Raw genomic sequence first — 17,310 nt, forward strand, 5'->3', positions numbered from 1 at the left:
GGCGCGACACCGGAGCCGGGCGGCTGGGCACCGCGCTGAGCGCTGGCTACGCGCCCGCCGAGGGCTGCTCCGGCCCGACCATGACCACGAGACTGCCCACGTGGATGACGGACTCCTCGCCGATCCGTATATCACCACCAAAGACCACGGCATTGGACCGCAGGCGTTCGATGCGGACATCCAGCGTCAGTACCGTGTCGTAGGGAATGGTCCGATGCACGGTAACGTCGCGCATCAGCCCGACCAGCACCTGCGCCGGCGAGGCGTTGTCCTGACTCAGGCAGAACAGCGTGACGCCGGCCTGCCCGAACGACTCGATCGCCAGTGAGGCCGGATATGCGGCGGGCGGGTGCGCCCCCAGAATCGGGGATTCACGGTTGATGACCTTCGTGGCCAGGATGTGCTCACGCGGGGTGAAGCTGCGGACCGTGTCCAGCAGCAGGAATGGGTAGCGATGCGGCAACAGGCGGGCGATGTCGGGATGCGTCAGCGCCGGTGCCTCGCTGGCCACGTCACATTCGAGCGGCGCCGAAACCGGCTCCGCGTCCGGCACGCACACGATCGTGGCTTGCACACGCGCATTGCCCTGAACCTGCGCCACGGCAAGACACGTAATCTGATCGCCGTCGCGCTCGACGATCGACACGTCAAGTTCGACGACATCTCCGGGCACGACCACGCCGAGGTACTGAACCCGTTTCACGCGCCGCGCCCACGCCTCCTGACCGAACGCCTGACCGGCCAGCGCCGCAGCCATGATCAACATGCGATCGAGCATCAACGCGCCGGGATAGACAGGATTGCCAGGGTAGTGGCCCAGCGCGAACAGATCGGTACCGCTGACAAACAGCCGGTCGCGCAGCGCAGTGGCCGCGCAGGGAATCTCGGAATGCGACATGAGGAGGCTCGATGAGCAGGCGGAATGATCCGTCAGGCTAGAGCACCGAAGCAGCCCGCCGTTTGCGTTGACGCAATCTGATGCAATCTGGGCGATGCCCGGGGGGCCAGGCTTGGGAATACCCCTGTCCGCATTCGCGCCATCCGTCACGCGGCGGGCACGTGTCTGTCATCCGTCACTGGAATGCGTCGTCCATCTGCCTGGCACGCTTGACGTCGTCGCCATGCAGATACAGTGACGTGGTCGAAACCGACGCATGGCGCAGGTTGTCCCGCACCGTGGTCAGTTCCGCGCCGCGCGCCAGCGCATGGGTGGCGTGCGTATGGCGGAGCCAGTGAGGGCTGGCGCGGCGCAGCTTTTCGGCGGTGGCCGGGCGTTCGGCTTCGAGCTGGTCGGCGGCGGTGCCGAAGAATCGCTTGATCACCATCCACAATCGCGCTCCGGTGATGCCGCCGGCTTCGTCGGAACCTAGATTGCCGACGATCGGCGTCGTCGGGTCCCAGAGGGCGCGTGTCACCGGCAAGCCCCGCTCAACCAGATAGCGGTCAAGCGCGTTGCGGGCCATGGTCGGCAGCGCCACCCTGCCCGCCTTCGCGCCCTTGCCCACCAGCCGCAACCAGTGATCGCCGTGCACGTCGGTTTCGACATTGCGCAGCGTGGCGCCGACCAGTTCGCTCGCCCGCAGCCCGGTCGCGTATGTGAAATCGAGGATAAAGCGCAGCCGTTGCGCGGCGGAGGCTTCCCAGCCGTATGACCACTCCAGGCCATCCGCGATGCTGCGCGTCAGCAGCCATTCCCCTTCGGAGAACGCGTGCGATACATCGAGCGCCGCTGTCTTGGCGCCGCCCCGCACCTTGATGCCGGCGAACGGGTTGGCCAGCACGTAGCGTTGCTGCACCAGCCAGCGAAACAGCGCCCCAAGCACTTGCAGGCTGTAGGCTGCCGAGCGTGGCGACAGCCCGTCAGCAAACGGCTTCCAATCCGTGGCCCCACGCGGCCGGGCGGGCCCTACCCAGCGTTCGCGCGGCGCGGGTTGGCGCAGGAAGTTCCGGTAGGCCGTGGCGTCCTCGGTGGTCAGCGACGACAGCGGCCGCCCGCGCTCGATGATCGCCCAGAGGATCAGCCTCTCGGCTTCCTTGCGATAGGCACGCAGCGTGGACGGCGATTCGTGCAACCCCAGCCATGCTTGCACGGCCGCGTAGTCGTTGTCCGCGTTCAGCGTGGAGGTCCCGCGCGGCGCGCGGAACTGGCCGAGCGAGCCGTCCACCTCATGCGGCAGTCGCCCCATCTTCTCCCAGGGCACGATCACGCCGCGCGGCTCGGCTTCGATCAGCGCCCGCGCGCGCGCCGTCAGTTGTGGATGGCCGGCGAAGAACGCCTCGATTCGCCTGGCGCCCGCCACTCCCAGCCCGGAAATGCCGCGCCACCACTGGCGCCGGCGGGGGATTCGCACAGTGAGATCAGCCAGCGTGTGAATGTCGCAAGCGCGCAGGGCCTCCGCGGCAGCCGGTGCCAGCCACATGCCGATATCGTCGGAAATCGCTGGTGCTGGGGGCGGCAAGGCACGGAGTGTTTCGATTGCGTGGTCTGCTTCCCTACCCTTCGCCGCCCGTTCCGCGGCCGGGAATTCGAACAACTGCGCAAGATCTTCACGCAGCCGGTAGCGCGCATAGGCAGCAAGCTGCCGGCGAATCCTGCTCACCATCCCGCGCGAGGACTGGCCGGTGGCCCGCGCGTCGTCCAGATACCGAGAGACCGCGTCACGCGTGGAAAGTCCCGCATGCCAGGCTCGCAGGGCGGCCAGGGCAGCGGCGTCGGGAAAGTCCGTGGGCGTGGCGGTCGGGCGATTCGTCATGGGCGCAATCTTAACATTTGCCCATGTCATTGCGATAACTTTTCTTATCGCAATAGCATTAACATGGAAGCAAACTCATGGCTGTTGATCGGCGTCCGAGGCACCGCGTAGAGACGCCCCCCGGCAGAGGAACCCATCGAAAACCTGGCGAGGCGGGAAAACTCAGCAAATACACCTCGTCCTGTCAACAAACGAGGCGTAGAACGCCCTCAGGCCGACGGCGCGGAGGCAGCGGCGTCCCAATCCCGCTTGTTGATCCTGGCACCGCCCAACGAGACTTTCGATAACAAGCCCGAATTGGTTTGCACAAATGCAATCAGCGGTCTTGGACAATGCAACGCTATCGCCTTCCACTGTCCAGCCTTGCGACTGCACCAAGTGGTGAATGTGGGCCCTGCGGTATTGCGTGATCACCTCGAGGGGCTATTGGCGACAATATCTCCCACGATAAAAATCCTCCGATATCGTATTAATGGACCGAAATAAGAAATTGAGGTACCAAGGCGCCAATAATCAATCGCCGCGCCAATTTGGCGACAACGGTCTCTACTTAGTCCGAAACTGCATTCCTGCTGCATGCGCATATTCTTGATTCACCCATGGCGTACGCTTGACGCTGCCTGAGCCCGGATTCCGCGTACGCCGGACACGAAACCGGCTTTGCGTTGCCTCGATGGATATTGGGCACATGCGTGGCGCCACTCCCATGTTTCATCGCATAATTACGAATACAGATTCTGGCTGGAGCAGCAAATCGCCCGCTACCGACCACGAATCCAGGACAGGAGTTGGGAATGGGGCCGGAAGCCTTGACGGGCACCGACGACAATGGCGACCGGCGAATCGCCGAAAACGAAGCCCGGCTGGCGGGAATCATCCGCTCGTCGATGGAAGCCATCATCTCGGTGGACGAAGAACAGCGCGTGGTGCTGTTCAACCCGATGGCGGAAACGCTGTTCGGCTTGCCGGCGGAACAGGCCATGGGCCGCCCCCTCGGCGATTTCATCCCTGCCCGTTTCCGCACTGCCCATGCCGCGCACGTCACGCGTTTTGGCGTGACCGGTGTTTCCGACCGGCAGATGGGGCGCCAGCTCACGCTATACGCCCTGCGTCAGGACGGAACCGAATTCCCGATCGAAGCGTCGATCTCGCAGACCTCCGATGGTGCCGGACACAAGCTTTTCACGGTCATGCTGCGCGACGTCACCGCTCGCGTGCGTGCCGAGGCAGCGCTGCAGCGGTCCCGCGAGGAACTCCAGGCGCTGTCGGACAGCATCCTGGCTGCGCGCGAGGACGAAAGCCGGCGCGTCGCGCGCGAGCTTCACGACGATCTGGGCCAGCGTCTGAGCGCGCTGAAAATGGATCTTGTGATGCTGGAGACCGACTTGCGTGCGGACTGCGGCGCCGTGCGCGCGCTCGAACAGGTCAGCGCCATGCACACCGTCATCGACGAAACCATCGCCGCCGTGCGCAGGATTTCGTCCGATCTGCGCCCGGCGTTGCTCGATGAACTGGGCCTCGCCGCCGCGCTGGACTGGCTAGCCAAGGATTTCAGCCGGCGCTACGCGATCTCGGTGAGCACGCGGACGCCGGAGGAAATCGACGTCACCGAGCAAGCCGCCACCGCTGTATTCCGGATCGTCCAGGAGGCGCTCAACAACGTCGTGCATCATGCGGACGCCAGCGAGGCCTGGGTGACGCTGACCCACCAGAACCAGGACCACGACCACGACCAGTACGTGCTGCGCGTGCTCGATAACGGGCGCGGCTGGAACGGCCAGCCGAAGGATGGCGCGCGCCGCTCGTTCGGCCTGCTTGGCATCCGGGAACGGGCACGCCTGCTGGGTGGCACGGTGTCCATCGAACATTCGCCCGGCGACGGCTTCGAACTCGTCGTCACTTTTCCGGGTCATCCGGATTGCAAGGAGACCCAGGCATGATTCGCGTGATCATTGCAGACGATCACACTGTGGTGCGAAACGGATTGCGCCATATCCTCGAACGCACCAGCGACTTCGAGGTGGTTGGCGAAGCAGCCCGCGGTACCGAGGTGCCACAACTCGTGCGCGAGCTGTCCCCGCATGTCATCCTGCTGGACCTGTCGATGCCCGGCCGGAACGGGCTGGAACTGATCCGGCAACTGCGGGCCGATCATCCTGCACTACGAATCCTCGTGCTGACGATGCACGCGGAGGAACAGTATGTGGTCCGCGCCTTCCGTGCCGGCGCGGCCGGCTACCTGACCAAGGAAAGCGCGGCGACGGAACTGGTCGAGGCGCTCAGGAAGGTGGCCGCGGGCGGCACCTACGTCAGCCCCGCCATGGCCGAAAAGCTGGCGCTGGGCCTGCAGGAAAAGCCCGATGCGCCGCACGAAGGCCTGTCGGATCGTGAACTCGAGGTATTCCGGCGCATCGTCGATGGCGAGTCGCTGACGCAGATCGCCGCCGCGCTGTGCGTCAGCGCCAAGACGGTCAGCACCTACAAGATGCGCCTGATGGAAAAGCTCCAGCTTCGCAGCGACGCCGCACTGGTCCGCTATGCGATCGAGGCGAGGCTGTTCGGCGACGAAGACAAGCTATAACGTCGTGGCCCCCGGCCACAGCCCCGTCGTTCAGGCCGACTCGCCGCGAATCAGCAGCACCGGCTTGCTGGTCTTGGCCACCACACCTTCAGAGACGCTACCCATGATCATGCGGCGCACACCGCGTCGGCCGCGTGTACCCATCACGATCACATCGGCTGGCCAGCGGTCGGCATAGCCGACGATCGCGCCAGCGATGTCACCCGGCACCGCTGACTTCTCTGCCAGTTCGGTCTGAAACCGCACGCCAGCGTCCTGGAGGCGGTGAGCGGCGGCTGCAAGGGCCTTCCTGCCAAAGTCCGTCAGTCCATTCAGGATGTCCTGCGGATTGACGAAACCTGCCTCAAGGAACACTTCGCCCTCGTCCACTACGAACAGGACCTTCACCTCCGCGCCCAGGCCCTTGGCCAGCCCGGCTGCCTGCGCAATGGCCAGGTCGGAAGACGGGCTGCCATCCACGGCAACCAGGATGCGTTCATACATATCGGTCTCCTCAGTCCGGGCCACGTGCCCTCACTGACCCAGCATAGGACGTGCCAAGGCTCCATGGTTGATGTATCGCAAGATGACCCGAGTCCACCGAATCAGGCGCTCTTGATCTGTCGCAACCATACGCGGCACATCACGCATACATTTGAGACCCAAATGGCGCCGAAGCGCCTTGCTTTTTCAGGAGACCACATGGACATCTCGGCGATCATGGTCCACGTCGATGCCTCGCAATCAGTGGAGGCCCGGCTCTGTCATGCCGTGGCGCTGGCCGGATCGTTCAACGCCACGCTGATCGGCCTGCTCTCGCTGAGCGCGGACGAGCCAGCGTGGGTCTATCGCACCGCGGACGGCCGCCGCGAGCGCCAGGCATACGCGCCGGATCTTGGCGCCGCATGTGAAGCCGCCCGGGAAGCCTTCGACATCGCCACCGAAGCCGCGACGTTTGCCGTCGACTGGCGCGTTGGCGAGGGCGCGCCCACCGACGCCATTCAATGCGAAGGCCGGCTGGCCGACCTGCTGATCGTCGGCCGTCCGGACCGACTGAACACCGACAGCGAGGTAGCCCGGCACTTCGTCGAGACGGCCATTCTTTCGAGTGGCCGCCCGGTACTGGTCATTCCTCAAGGGCCGCTGCCGGACGCTTCCACCTTCCCCTATGGTTCGATCGTGGTGGCCTGGAACGGCACCCGCGAATCCGCGCGCGCGCTGCATGACGCGCTGCCGTTGCTTAAGCGCGCCACCCAGGTCGACGTGGTGTCGTGCATTCCACCGTACGCGCGCCGCAAGGCCGAACTCTCGCCGCCCGCCTACGCGGCAAACTGGCTGGCTCGGCATGGCGTGCACGCGAGCATGGTCGAGATGGTGCTGGAACGATCGGCCGATATCGGCGAGTCACTGCTTGCCATCGCCGGCCAGCGCCGGGCAGATCTGCTGGTTTGTGGCGCGTATGGCCGGGGACTGCTGCGCGAGGAATTGCTGGGTGGCGTGACGGACACCCTGCTGCGCCACGCCACGATTCCCACCCTCTTTTCCTACTAGCCGCGCCGGCACACCTTGCTCGGGCGCTTAGTCGAGCGCTTAGTCGAGCCTATAGATACCCCGGTACTCCGGTATCGTGACATCCCAATGCAGCGAATGCTCGATGCGCTGGCGTAGCGCATCGGCGGCACTGGGCTCGCCGTGCACGATGAACGTCTGCCGTGGCGGTGTCCCGATGGCACTCATCCAGTCCATCAGCCCATCCGCATCGGCGTGTGCCGAGAAATGGCGAATCTGTTCGACTGAAGCACGCAGTTCGACTTCGCGCCCGTGCATACGCAACGTGCGCTGGCCGGATGCCAGCGTCGCACCCCGCGTTCCGGCCGCCTGGAACCCCACCAGCAGGAAAGTGCTGCGCGGGTCCTGCCCGAACGATTCGAGGTGATGCACCACGCGCCCGCCCGTCAGCATTCCGCTACCAGCCAGGATGATCTTCGGTTGATCCACCCGGTTGATGCGGATCGACTCCTCCATGCTCCGGGTCGGAATCGCCACCGAACAGGCAGCCGCGCACGTTTCGGGGTCGATGCGCAGTTCGTCCGAGTGCTCGGAGAGAATCCGCGTGGCTTCGATGGCCATCGGGCTGTTCAAATAGATGGGCACATCGGGAAAGCGCCGTCGCTGGCGCAGCCGGTAGAGGCAATACAGCAGCAACTGGGCACGCCCAACCGCAAAGACGGGAATGATCACGCTGCCGCCCCGGGCAACGGTCTTGCGAATGATATCGGCCAGCAGCTCGATGGGATCGCCTTCCGGATGCAGGCGGTCACCGTAAGTCGATTCCACTATAAGGTAATCCGCCGCGGTGGGTGGCTCCGGCGGCCGCATCAGCATGTCATCTTGCGGGCCGAGGTCGCCGGAGAACAGGATGCGCCGGCCCTTGGCATGGATCGTCACGCTGGACGAGCCAAGAATATGGCCCGCGCGATGAAACTCCGCTTCCACACCGCGTGCGATTGTCACCCGCTTGCTATAAGGCGCGGGCTTCAGATGCTCCAGCGCATGCATGGCATCCGCCACGGTATAGAGCGGCAGCGCCGGTTGATGACGCGAATACCCCTTGCGATTGGCGTAGTTGGCGTCTTCTTCCGCCAGATGGGCGCTGTCCGGCAGCAGCAGGCCGCAAAGCTCCGCGGTTCCCGTCGTGCAGTGCACGCGCCCCTTGTAACCGCGCTTCACCAACAAGGGCAGATAGCCGCTGTGGTCGATATGCGCGTGTGTCAGCACCACGGCATCGAGACTGCCCGGGCTGATCGGAAAGCGATCCCAGTTACGCAGCCGCAGGGCCTTGTAGCCCTGAAACAGTCCGCAGTCGATCAGAACCCGCGCTTCTCCGGTGTCTAGCAGAAAGCGCGAACCGGTCACGGTGTCCGTAGCCCCAAGGAACTGGATGTGCATGGTCTGTGATGTTGGTGTTGGCGTCGTCAGTATCGGTGTTGTCGATATCGCCAGATCCTGTCACCGGCTTTGAAGCGATGGCAGAACAGTACGTATCACGCGCTTCAATGCGACATCAGCAGCGGCACCGGTGCGTTGCGCAGCAGCGTGCGCGTGGTTCCACCCATGACGAGTTCGCCGAGCCGTGAGTGGCCATAGCCGCCGGTCACCAGCAGATCGGCCGCCTCGTTGCGCGTCACGCGCATCAGGCTGTCAGCAGGCGACGCAGCCTCGTCGATACGCAGCGAAGCGCTGACACCGTGATCGGCCAGCCAGCGCACGGCCTCGGCCGCGCCATGCTCGTTCGGCCCCGCGCCGCTGAGCACCACCTGCAGGATCACACGCGATGCCAAAGCCAGTAGCGGCAACGCATCCCTCATGGCGCGTGCGGCTTCGCGCCGGCCGTCCCAGGCCACCACGACGGTGCCGCCCGGCACCAGGCTGACGTCGGGGGGTATTACCAGAATCGGGCGGCCAGAGTTCAGCAGCACATACTCGGCGGAAGTGGCCATCAGCGCCGGCGTATCGTGCGCCAGCGACGGCGGCGCCGGCAAAATCAGATCGCTGCTGACACCGCGCGAGGTCAACGCCCAGCCCGCCTCCTGCTCGACCACCACGTGTGAAATCTCGATGCCCCGCCCACGTCGCGCCACTGCCGCATCGAGCGCGGCGGCATCGGCCTGTTTCAGGTTGCGCAGCATGTCGGCGCGCATCTGCTGATAACGCGCGGTCTCCTCACCGGCGCTCCGGAATGGATCCAGCAAGGTGCCAGTAGCGGTCAGTCCGATGACGCGGGCGGTGAATAGCGACGCCAACGTCAGCGCGGCATCCAGACGCGCATCGCGCGCCGGATCAGCGGCAAGATCGACGAGAATGGTCTTGAAATCCATGGGGGCTCCAGGCAAGGGGGCGATCGGGCGGCAAGAATGGATACCGTCTTGTGCACTTTAATCGTCAAAGGTGCTCCGCGCTTGCCTCAACTCAAATACATGACAGCCGGGAAACCAAACATTGTCGGTAGAAGCCGCGGCAATCAACCTCCTGAAGGAGGAGTCAGTCGAAGGCGAGCTACCTTGCCTCGGCTATCGGGAGCACCTGTGCTGCACGTAGGTAATGTCCGGCCCGTCAGGTTAACCTGACAAGCGCACTCCAGACCCTGACACAGGTATCAGCCGACGCTGATTTCAGCCTTTCCGATCACAAGGCATACTTCCGCGCAGATGGGGAGTTATTCAGATCAAAGAACCTTGATTTGGCGGTGAACGCCTGACGACCCCAGGGGAGAGCATCATGTATGAAGTGGTAGAGGGGTCGAGCGTCGAAGCAGGAATGGATGGGGAATGCACCGGACATGCGCACGCGCCGGGCACGGCGCGGCATTTCCAGGCGCGCTGCATGGATTGCGGCCTGCGCCGCCTCTGCATCGCATCGTCTCTCGAACCGGAGGAGCTTCCGCAACTGGAAGCCGTGGTCAGCCACTGGCGCATGGTGCATCGTGGCGAATACCTGTACCGCTCCGGCGACAAGTTCCAGAACCTCTACACCGTCCGCTCGGGATCGCTGAAGACCGTGGCCTCCCACGCCGGCGGCCATGAGCACGTGACCGGTTTCTTCCTGCCGGGAGAAACGGTCGGCCTTGGCGCGATTGGCGAAGGCGAGTATGACTGCGACGCGATCGCGCTCGAAGACAGTGCAGTCTGCGTGCTGCCGTTCTCACCGCTCGAAGGACTGTGCCGCGACGTCAAGAGCGTGCAACAACATTTCCATCGGATGCTGAGCCGCGAGATCCTGCGCGAGTCCAAGCAGATGATCCTGCTGTCGGGCATGACTTCGGAACAGCGTGTAGCAGCATTCCTGATCAACGTGTCGTGCCGCCTGCAGGAACGCGGCTATGCTTCGCGCGACTTCACGCTGCGCATGACCCGCGAGGAAATCGGCAGCTACCTCGGCATCAAGCTCGAAACGGTTAGCCGCACGTTCTCCCGGTTCCAGCGCGAAGGCCTGATCCGCGTGGATGGCAAGCGCATCGAACTGTTCGATATCGAGGCGCTCGCGGCAATCTGAGCCGCTGACACCGGCGCCCGCTACTCGCGGGCCTCCCGCCGCACCGCCTGGGGCGGCACGCCGAACCCCCGCAGGAATGCCTCGCGCATATGGCGCCGGTCTCGAAAGCCGGATTCCCGCGCCACGACTTCCAGCGGGTGGCGACTCTGTTCGATCATGAGTCGCGCCGCTTCCAGTCTCAGATTCTCGATCGCCTTGGCCGGCGACTGCCCGGTCTCCGCGGTGAACACACGGCTGAACTGGCGTGGGCTCAGATGCACCGTCTCCGCCAGTTCCTCCACCGTCAGTGCCTGGCTCAGATTCTTGCGCGCGTAATCCAGCGCATTCTGGATACGGTCGGATTTCGGCGCCATATCCAGTAGCTCCGAGTGCTGCGACTGTCCGCCCGAGCGCCGCTGGTGCATCACCAGCTTGTGGGCGACCGACCGCGCGATATCCGCGCCCAGATCCTTCTCGACCATCGCAAGCGCCAGATCCAGGCCGGCCGTCATGCCCGCCGACGTCCAGATCGCGCCATCGACGATGTAGATGCGATCGTCCTCCACCTTGATGTCCGGATGGAGCCGTTGCATGTCGCGCGCGAAGGCCCAGTGCGTGGTCGCGCGTCGGCCATCGAGCAGACCGGCTTCCGCCAGGATGAACGCCCCCGTGCAGATCGACGCCGTCCGGCGCGCACGCGGCACCGCCTTGCTCACGAACGCCAGTACCGGTGCGGGTGTTGGCTGCGCGACTGGGTCGCCAACGCCGGCCAGCACCCAGGTATCCACCGCCACGCGCGTGCTTGCCGCGTGCGTCTCTACCGTCATCCCCAGCGAAGAGACTACCGGCCCACCGTCGATCGAGAAATTCCTGATGCGGTAAAAGGGCTCGCCGGCCACAAGATTCGCGTACTCGAAGACGCTCTGCGTCGCCAGCGCCATCACCTGAAAACCGTCCGTCAGCAGGAAGCCGATGTTGTGCATGATTGGCCTCGTTGGGCTCATGTCCTAAAACATGACCATAATCGTCATTTCTGCCATCGTCAAGCCGCCTTACGATGCAACGCATGGATTCGACGCATCCCGATTTTCGGATCCCCATCGCAACGACATCGCAAGGAGAACACCATGACGCAAATCCATCTCGGCACGGCCCTGATTACCGGCGCATCCTCGGGCATCGGCGCCATCTACGCGGACCGCCTGGCACGGCGCGGCTATGACCTGATCCTCGTCGCCCGCAATCGCGACAAGCTCGATGCCCTGGCGCGGCGCATCACTGACGAGACGCAGCGCGTGGTCGAAGTCTTCCCGGCCGATCTCAACGACCGCCAATCGCTCGCGCGGGTGGAGGAAAAGCTGCGGCAGGACGCCAGCATCACGCTGCTGGTCAACAACGCAGGCGTCGGCACGCACACGCCGCTGCTCGACAGCGATGTCGATGCCATGAACCGGATGATCGACCTCAACGTCACCGCGCTGACGCGCCTGACCTATGCCGCCGTGCCGGGATTCGTCGCGCGCGGCCGTGGCGCGATCATCAACATTTCGTCGATCGTCGGCATCGCGCCCGAAATCCTGAACGGGGTGTATGGCGGCAGCAAGGCGTTCGTGCTGGCATTCAGCCAGTCGCTGCATCACGAACTCGCGGCCAAGGGGCTGCGCGTGCAGGCGGTACTGCCGGGGGCGACCGCCACGGACTTCTGGGAAACCGGTGGCCTGCCGATCGAACATCTCGACAAGGCGATCGTCATGCCGGCCGAAGCGATGGTCGATGCGGCACTGGTAGGCTTCGACCGCGGCGAGCTGGTGACGATTCCACCGCTGCACGCGATCGAGCAATGGAATGCATATGAAGGCGCGCGCCAGGCGATGGCGGGCCAGCTATCGACCAACACTCCGGCGCCCCGGTACGCGACGGGACGCTGAGAGGCGGAAGGTAAAGGGTGGGAGGCCCGGGAATTACTGGGTCTCGCCCCGCTCCTTGGCATCTGCGCGGGCCAGCATCGCTTCGCCGAGCATCGTGCTGCCCTGCTCGGCCAGCGCCGTGCCGGCGCCACGGATGTCGCGCACTTCCTTGTTCTGGCTCAGCTTCAACTTGCCTTCCAGGCGCGTGATCTCAATTTCGATGCCGACAATCGCCTTGAGCATCGTGTCGACAAAATCCGACGGGGCGTCGGACATCTTCCACGGCCTGGGTTGCGTGGCTTCGTGCGTGCGAGTCAGATGGGCTACCACACCGCGCACGAAGCGCTCATCGTCGCGAATCGTGATGCGACCGTGCGCGTGCACGACCATGTAGTTCCACGTGGGCACCTGCTTATGGGCCTCGTGCTTGCTCGGATACCAGTTCGGCGAGATATACGCATCAGCGGCACGGAAAATCACCAGTACCTCATCACCGTTCGCCACGTCCTGCCAGACCGGGTTGGCGCGGGCAACGTGAGCCTTCAGCATCCCATTCGGCCCTGGCGAGGGATCGAGATGGAAGGGAATGTGGTTCGCATCCAGACCGTTCCTGCCATGCGTGACCAGCGTGCCAAACGGATGCGCGGTCATCAACGCATGGAGAGCCTCGGGGCGCGATTCTTCGAAATGGGCAGGGACGTACATGAGCGTGCGGGGCGTGGGTGTGTTGGGTTCGGAATGCAAGCATTGTCATCGGAAACTGAAGCCGAGTGTAGCCGCAGTTTGCGGTTATCGCCCACACGCTGATCGAGGACTGCAGGCTCGGCGGCATCGAACCCACCGAACCAGAGGGTGACCAAGCGGTTGCTTGGTTTTCGGCTGGGGTCCCCGCCAATTGTGCTACGCCGTCAAAAGGGCCAACTGGGGGTGCTTGGACTGCACATCCAGCCCGAAGCTGCGTCCTATGCCCTGCCGCGCCGCGGCGACGCATCGGCTGGATATCCCAGCAGCCGGCGCAGTTGCAGCGCCGTATCCTCGGCCGCCGATACCGGAAGCAGCGGCACGCCAATGCCGTTGTGCCACTCGACCAGCGACGCATTGTGATCGTCCGCGAAGCGGTGAATCGCGCTCCGGAGCGTCTCCCGGCCAAAGCCGAGTTCCACCTGCAGTTCACCGTCGCTGACCACGAGGTGACCGGAATCGGGCAGGTTCAGCAGGAACGGGTCATAGACGAGCACCGACAGCATGTCGTTGCGACGGCGCAGTTCGAGCATCAGGTCGCGGGTCTGCGCGTCGTTGCCGCTGAAGTCGCTGATGACGATGACCAGATAGTCGTGACGGGCCAGTTGCAGCGCGTGCTGCAGCGCCGCGTTCAACTGGCTGGCGCCCTGGCTGGCCGGGGCGTCCGCGCGCAGCGCCTGATTGTGGCGCGCCAGTTCGCCAAGCAGGTGGAGCACGCCGTGCTGGCTGCGCTGCGGCGCCAGCGCGGTCACCTCCTTGTCGCCAAAGACGACGCCGCCCACGCGGTCCCCCTCCGCCACCATTCGCCACGTGGCCAGCGCCGCCACTTCCGCCGCCGCCACCGATTTCATCGCGCGGCGGCTGCCGAAGAACATGTTGATGCGCTGATCCACCACCACCAGCGCCGGGCGCTCCTTTTCCTCGGCATAGACCCGCACGTGTGGCTTGCCGGTTCGCGCCGTCACGCGCCAGTCCATCGTCCGAACGTCGTCCCCGGGCAGGTAGGGGCGCAATTCCTCGAAGGCCAGCCCACGGCCCCGCACACGTGACCCATGGCGCCCCGACAGCAGGCTGTGCACGGGCTGGCGCGACAGAAAATGGAAGTCCCGCGCAGCAGCTTCGAGCGCGGCCAGCGATGCGGTGTCGACATTGACACCGGGCGTGGCGCTGGACGGGAGCGTCTTGTGCTGGGGCGAGCGGCCGAGTGCGGCGGTATCGGATTTCATGACGAAGCCGGATGGCCTCAGGCCACCGCGACGCGCTGCACCAGGCGGTCGATGACCGCGTTGGCGCTAACCCCCGCCGCGTGGGCGTCGTACGAGAGGATCAGCCGGTGCCGGAACACGTCGTGCACCACCGCCTGCACGTCCTCGGGAGTGACGTAGTCGCGCCCACGCAGCCAGGCGATCGCCCGCGCTACCTTGTCGAGACCGATCGAACCACGGGGGCTCACGCCCACCTCGATCCAGCGTTTCAGATCGTCGTCGAGACGCGCGGGATCGCGCGTGGCCTGCACAAGCGCGACGATATAGCGCTCCACCGGCTCGCTCACCTTGATCTCGTGAATTTGCCGGCGCGCATCGAACACCTTAGCCGGGGACATGCGGGTTTCGCTGCTCCCGGCACCGCCCTGATGCGTGTCCGGCTCTTCCTCGGCACGCGCCAGCCGGATGATCTCCGCTTCGGCATCGGCCGCGGGGTAGTCGACGTTCACGTGCATCAGAAAGCGGTCCATTTGCGCTTCGGGCAGCGGATAAGTACCTTCCTGCTCGATCGGATTCTGCGTGGCCATGACCAGGAACAGCCGTTCCAGCGGGTGCGTATTGCCGCCCACAGTGACCTGTCGCTCCTCCATGGCCTCGAGCAGCGCCGATTGCACCTTGGCCGGGGAACGGTTGACTTCATCCGCCAGAATCAGGTTCGCGAACAGCGGACCGGGCTGGAAGCGAAACTCGCCCTTGCCGCCTTCGCTGTAATAGATGTCCGAGCCCGTGATGTCGGCGGGCAGCAGGTCTGGCGTGAACTGCACGCGCGACAGCCGCGCGTCGAGATGCTTCGCCAGACTCTTGATGGCACGGGTCTTGGCCAGCCCCGGCAGGCCTTCCACCAGCAGGTGCCCGTCGGCAAGCAGTCCAAGCAACAACCGCTCGATCATGCGTGCCTGGCCGACGATGGATTCGCCCATACGTGCCTGCAGCGCCAGAAAATCGTCGCGAGCGCTCATTGCGCGCCTCCCGTGAACCAGTTGTAGTACGGATTGCCCGGATCCTCGCGCATGACCTGCGTGATATCGCGCATCCATTGCTGGCGGTCGCCCCGGTATGCATCGAGCCCGGCGCGATAGAACAGATGCAGGTTGGCCCGCTCGCGCCGGATGGCGACTTGCAGCGCGTCGTCCGCGCCTTGCAGTTGCAGTTCGGACGAGAGATTCAGCAGCTCCTCCAGCACGGGCGGGAACGACTGCTTGCGCACCCAGCCCGAGTATTCGATGCGCGGACGGTCGTCCGTAACGGCGGGCGCGTCGCTGGCAAACCAGTCGAGGCCGGTGCGGTCGGTCACGTAGGTAGCCAGCAAGGCGGCGGGTGACGCCACCCCGACCGACCGCAGCGCCGCGCTGACCCCGGCATCGGCAAAACGCGACTGGATACGCGCCACGTCAAGCGTGACCGGCTGCAACGATCCAACCAACAGCATCTCGTGAAGTTCGGTGGTCCAGAGCGTGGCGTGCGGGAACACATCGAGGAAGCTACGCACCAGCGAGCGAGTGTCCTCGGGATTCTGCGTCGGCAGGGGCAACCATTGCGCCACGATACCGCCCGTCTCCAGACGCTGCGCGGCGAGACGATAGAAATCACGCGAGTACAGGTTCACGACACCGCTGGCCGACGGCGGCGGCGGTTCCAGCGTGATCAGGTCGTAACGCTGGGTGCTTTGCAGCAGCTCGCGCCGGCCGTCGCGCAAGCGGATATCAACGCGCTTGTCGCCAGTCACGCCGTAGTTGCCCTGGAAGTTCGGCGCGGCACGCACCACGGCGGGCAGCAACTCGGCCACTACCCGATGCTCGAGCCCCGGATACTGCAGCAGCGCGCCGGCGGTAATGCCGGTCCCAAGGCCGATCACCAGGGTCGAGCGCGGTGCGCCGTTATGGATCAGCAGGGGCAGCAGCGCCTGCAACCGCATATAGCGCAGCGACGTCATCGTATCGCCGGAATTCGAGACGCCCTGGATATAGAGCCGGCGGAACGGTTGACGGGCCTTGCCCTGCTCGACCACGGCCACCGTGGCGCCGCGGCTTTCCTCGTAGAAAACAAGTTCACCGCCGCGCGTCTGCGCCAGCAATGCGGCAAGCCGATCGGCCGGCGTCACCATGGCCACGATCAAGGTCACCACGGCCAGCAACGGCACGGCCACCCGTGCGAAGCGGTGCACGCCGGTGCCGAATGTGGTAGCCAGCAGCGCCACGACGCCGCTCGCCACGGCCAGCACGCCGAGCGTATGGACCACGCCGATCCACGGCACCAGCATGAAGCCGGCCAGCACCGAGCCAGCAATGCCGCCCAGCGTATTCACTGCAAGCACGGCGCCGAGCCCTGAACCGGGGCGCGAGACATCGACGGAGAGTCGCACGACATACGGAAACGCCGCACCAAGCAGCACCGTCGGCACGAACACAATACAAAACGCCGCCATGCCAAAGCTCGCGCACATGGCGGCAAGCTGGCTGCCGGTGGCACCGAGCACGCGCTGCGACACCACGGACTGGGCGACCGGGAGCCATTCGCCCAGCCATGCGAACTCGACCAGAGCCGCCAGCCCGGCGCCGACGACCAGCGCCGCGAACACACCCCAGGGATCCCTGGCCCGATCGACCTTGCGTGCCACCAGCGCGCTACCAAGCATGAGGCCTGCCAGATACGTGGCAAGCATCACCGCGAACGCGAATGCGCGCGTGCTCAGGAACTGGACAATGGCTTGCGACCAGACCACCTCGTAGCCAAGCGCGATACCGCCGGCCAGGGCATAAAGCGTGAGCGCGAGTACGCGCTGCCCGGTCCTTGGCGTTGCCTCGGCTTGCCCCTGTGGCACGGTCCGGGTGGTCGCTTCGGGAGCGCGGCGGACCATCCAGTACGCGCCGAGTGCGGCCAGCAGGTTCAGCGCGGCTGCCGCGCAGGCGCTACCCGTGACGCCGAACGCAGGAATCCACACAAACCCCGCCAGCAGCGTGCCCGCGATGGCACCGGCCGTGTTGGCCGCGTAGAACCGGCCGCCGTGGCCACCGAGTTCGTGCTCGGCGGGCGTGACCGCTCGGAGCAGCGCC

General features: G+C 65.1%; 15 protein-coding genes. 5 read left to right on the top strand and 10 right to left on the bottom strand.

Going from position 1 to position 17,310, the window contains the following annotated elements:
• Positions 1–46 precede the first annotated feature (46 nt).
• Both D769_RS30675 and D769_RS13440 read right to left on the bottom strand, forming a co-directional pair.
• A complete protein-coding gene (locus tag D769_RS30675; protein ID WP_008645917.1) occupies positions 47–898 on the bottom strand; it encodes a Beta-hydroxyacyl-ACP dehydratase, FabA/FabZ in 852 nt (283 codons plus the stop codon).
• Positions 899–1,073: 175 nt separating this feature from the next.
• The gene (locus tag D769_RS13440; protein ID WP_008645918.1) at positions 1,074–2,753 is read right to left on the bottom strand and encodes a site-specific integrase; all 1,680 of its coding nucleotides are present in this window, start codon (positions 2,751–2,753) and stop codon (positions 1,074–1,076) included.
• Positions 2,754–3,547: 794 nt separating this feature from the next.
• Between D769_RS13440 and D769_RS13445 the strand changes: the two genes are divergently transcribed.
• Both D769_RS13445 and D769_RS13450 read left to right on the top strand, forming a co-directional pair.
• Entirely contained in the window at positions 3,548–4,693 is a 1,146-nt protein-coding gene (locus D769_RS13445) for a PAS domain-containing sensor histidine kinase (RefSeq protein ID WP_008645919.1), read from the top strand.
• Positions 4,690–5,334, top strand: a complete 645-nt coding sequence (locus D769_RS13450; protein ID WP_008645920.1) for a response regulator transcription factor — start codon at positions 4,690–4,692, stop codon at positions 5,332–5,334. Before D769_RS13445 ends, D769_RS13450 begins: the two co-directional genes overlap by 4 nt.
• Before the next feature lie 30 nt (positions 5,335–5,364).
• Here D769_RS13450 and D769_RS13455 read toward each other — a convergent pair whose 3' ends face one another.
• A complete protein-coding gene (locus D769_RS13455; protein ID WP_008645921.1) occupies positions 5,365–5,817 on the bottom strand; it encodes a universal stress protein in 453 nt (150 codons plus the stop codon).
• Positions 5,818–6,015: 198 nt separating this feature from the next.
• Between D769_RS13455 and D769_RS13460 the strand changes: the two genes are divergently transcribed.
• Positions 6,016–6,864 carry a universal stress protein gene (locus D769_RS13460; RefSeq protein WP_008645922.1) on the top strand — a complete coding sequence of 283 codons (849 nt, stop codon included), beginning with the start codon at positions 6,016–6,018 and terminating at the stop codon, positions 6,862–6,864.
• A 39-nt stretch (positions 6,865–6,903) separates the two neighbouring features.
• Here the strand turns inward: D769_RS13460 and D769_RS13465 are convergent, their stop codons facing one another.
• Positions 6,904–8,262 (bottom strand): MBL fold metallo-hydrolase, encoded by a 1,359-nt coding sequence (locus D769_RS13465; RefSeq protein WP_008645924.1) that lies wholly within the window; start codon positions 8,260–8,262, stop codon positions 6,904–6,906.
• A gap of 104 nt (positions 8,263–8,366) precedes the next feature.
• A complete protein-coding gene (locus D769_RS13470) occupies positions 8,367–9,191 on the bottom strand; it encodes a universal stress protein (protein WP_008645926.1) in 825 nt (274 codons plus the stop codon).
• 400 nt (positions 9,192–9,591) lie between these two features.
• Here D769_RS13470 and D769_RS13475 point away from each other — a divergent pair, with 400 nt between their 5' ends.
• Entirely contained in the window at positions 9,592–10,365 is a 774-nt protein-coding gene (locus D769_RS13475; RefSeq protein WP_008645927.1) for a helix-turn-helix domain-containing protein, read from the top strand.
• 20 nt (positions 10,366–10,385) lie between these two features.
• On the opposite strand, the gene D769_RS13480 is transcribed toward D769_RS13475, so the two are convergent.
• A complete protein-coding gene (locus D769_RS13480) occupies positions 10,386–11,327 on the bottom strand; it encodes a GlxA family transcriptional regulator (RefSeq protein WP_008645929.1) in 942 nt (313 codons plus the stop codon).
• 144 nt (positions 11,328–11,471) lie between these two features.
• On the opposite strand from D769_RS13480, the gene D769_RS13485 reads away from it, so the two are divergent.
• On the top strand, positions 11,472–12,272 hold the full coding sequence (locus D769_RS13485; protein ID WP_008645931.1) for an SDR family oxidoreductase: 801 nt from the start codon (positions 11,472–11,474) through the stop codon (positions 12,270–12,272).
• 33 nt (positions 12,273–12,305) lie between these two features.
• Here the strand turns inward: D769_RS13485 and D769_RS13490 are convergent, their stop codons facing one another.
• The 4 genes from D769_RS13490 to D769_RS13505 form a co-directional block, all read right to left on the bottom strand.
• Complete coding sequence (locus D769_RS13490) at positions 12,306–12,956, bottom strand: FMN-binding negative transcriptional regulator (protein WP_008645932.1); 651 nt, start codon at positions 12,954–12,956, stop codon at positions 12,306–12,308.
• Positions 12,957–13,213: 257 nt separating this feature from the next.
• Positions 13,214–14,218: a DUF58 domain-containing protein gene (locus tag D769_RS13495; protein WP_008645935.1), complete on the bottom strand. Its 1,005-nt coding sequence runs from the start codon at positions 14,216–14,218 to the stop codon at positions 13,214–13,216.
• A 17-nt stretch (positions 14,219–14,235) separates the two neighbouring features.
• Positions 14,236–15,216, bottom strand: coding sequence for a MoxR family ATPase (locus D769_RS13500; RefSeq protein ID WP_008645937.1), 981 nt, complete (start codon positions 15,214–15,216; stop codon positions 14,236–14,238).
• On the bottom strand, positions 15,213–17,310 hold a 2,098-nt coding region (locus D769_RS13505), incomplete at its 5' end, for a fused MFS/spermidine synthase (protein ID WP_008645939.1). The genes D769_RS13500 and D769_RS13505, both read right to left, overlap by 4 nt.

Origin of the sequence: Cupriavidus sp. HMR-1, from assembly GCF_000319775.1 — a bacterium.
In the GTDB taxonomy this organism is placed as follows: Bacteria; Pseudomonadota; Gammaproteobacteria; order Burkholderiales; family Burkholderiaceae; genus Cupriavidus; species Cupriavidus metallidurans.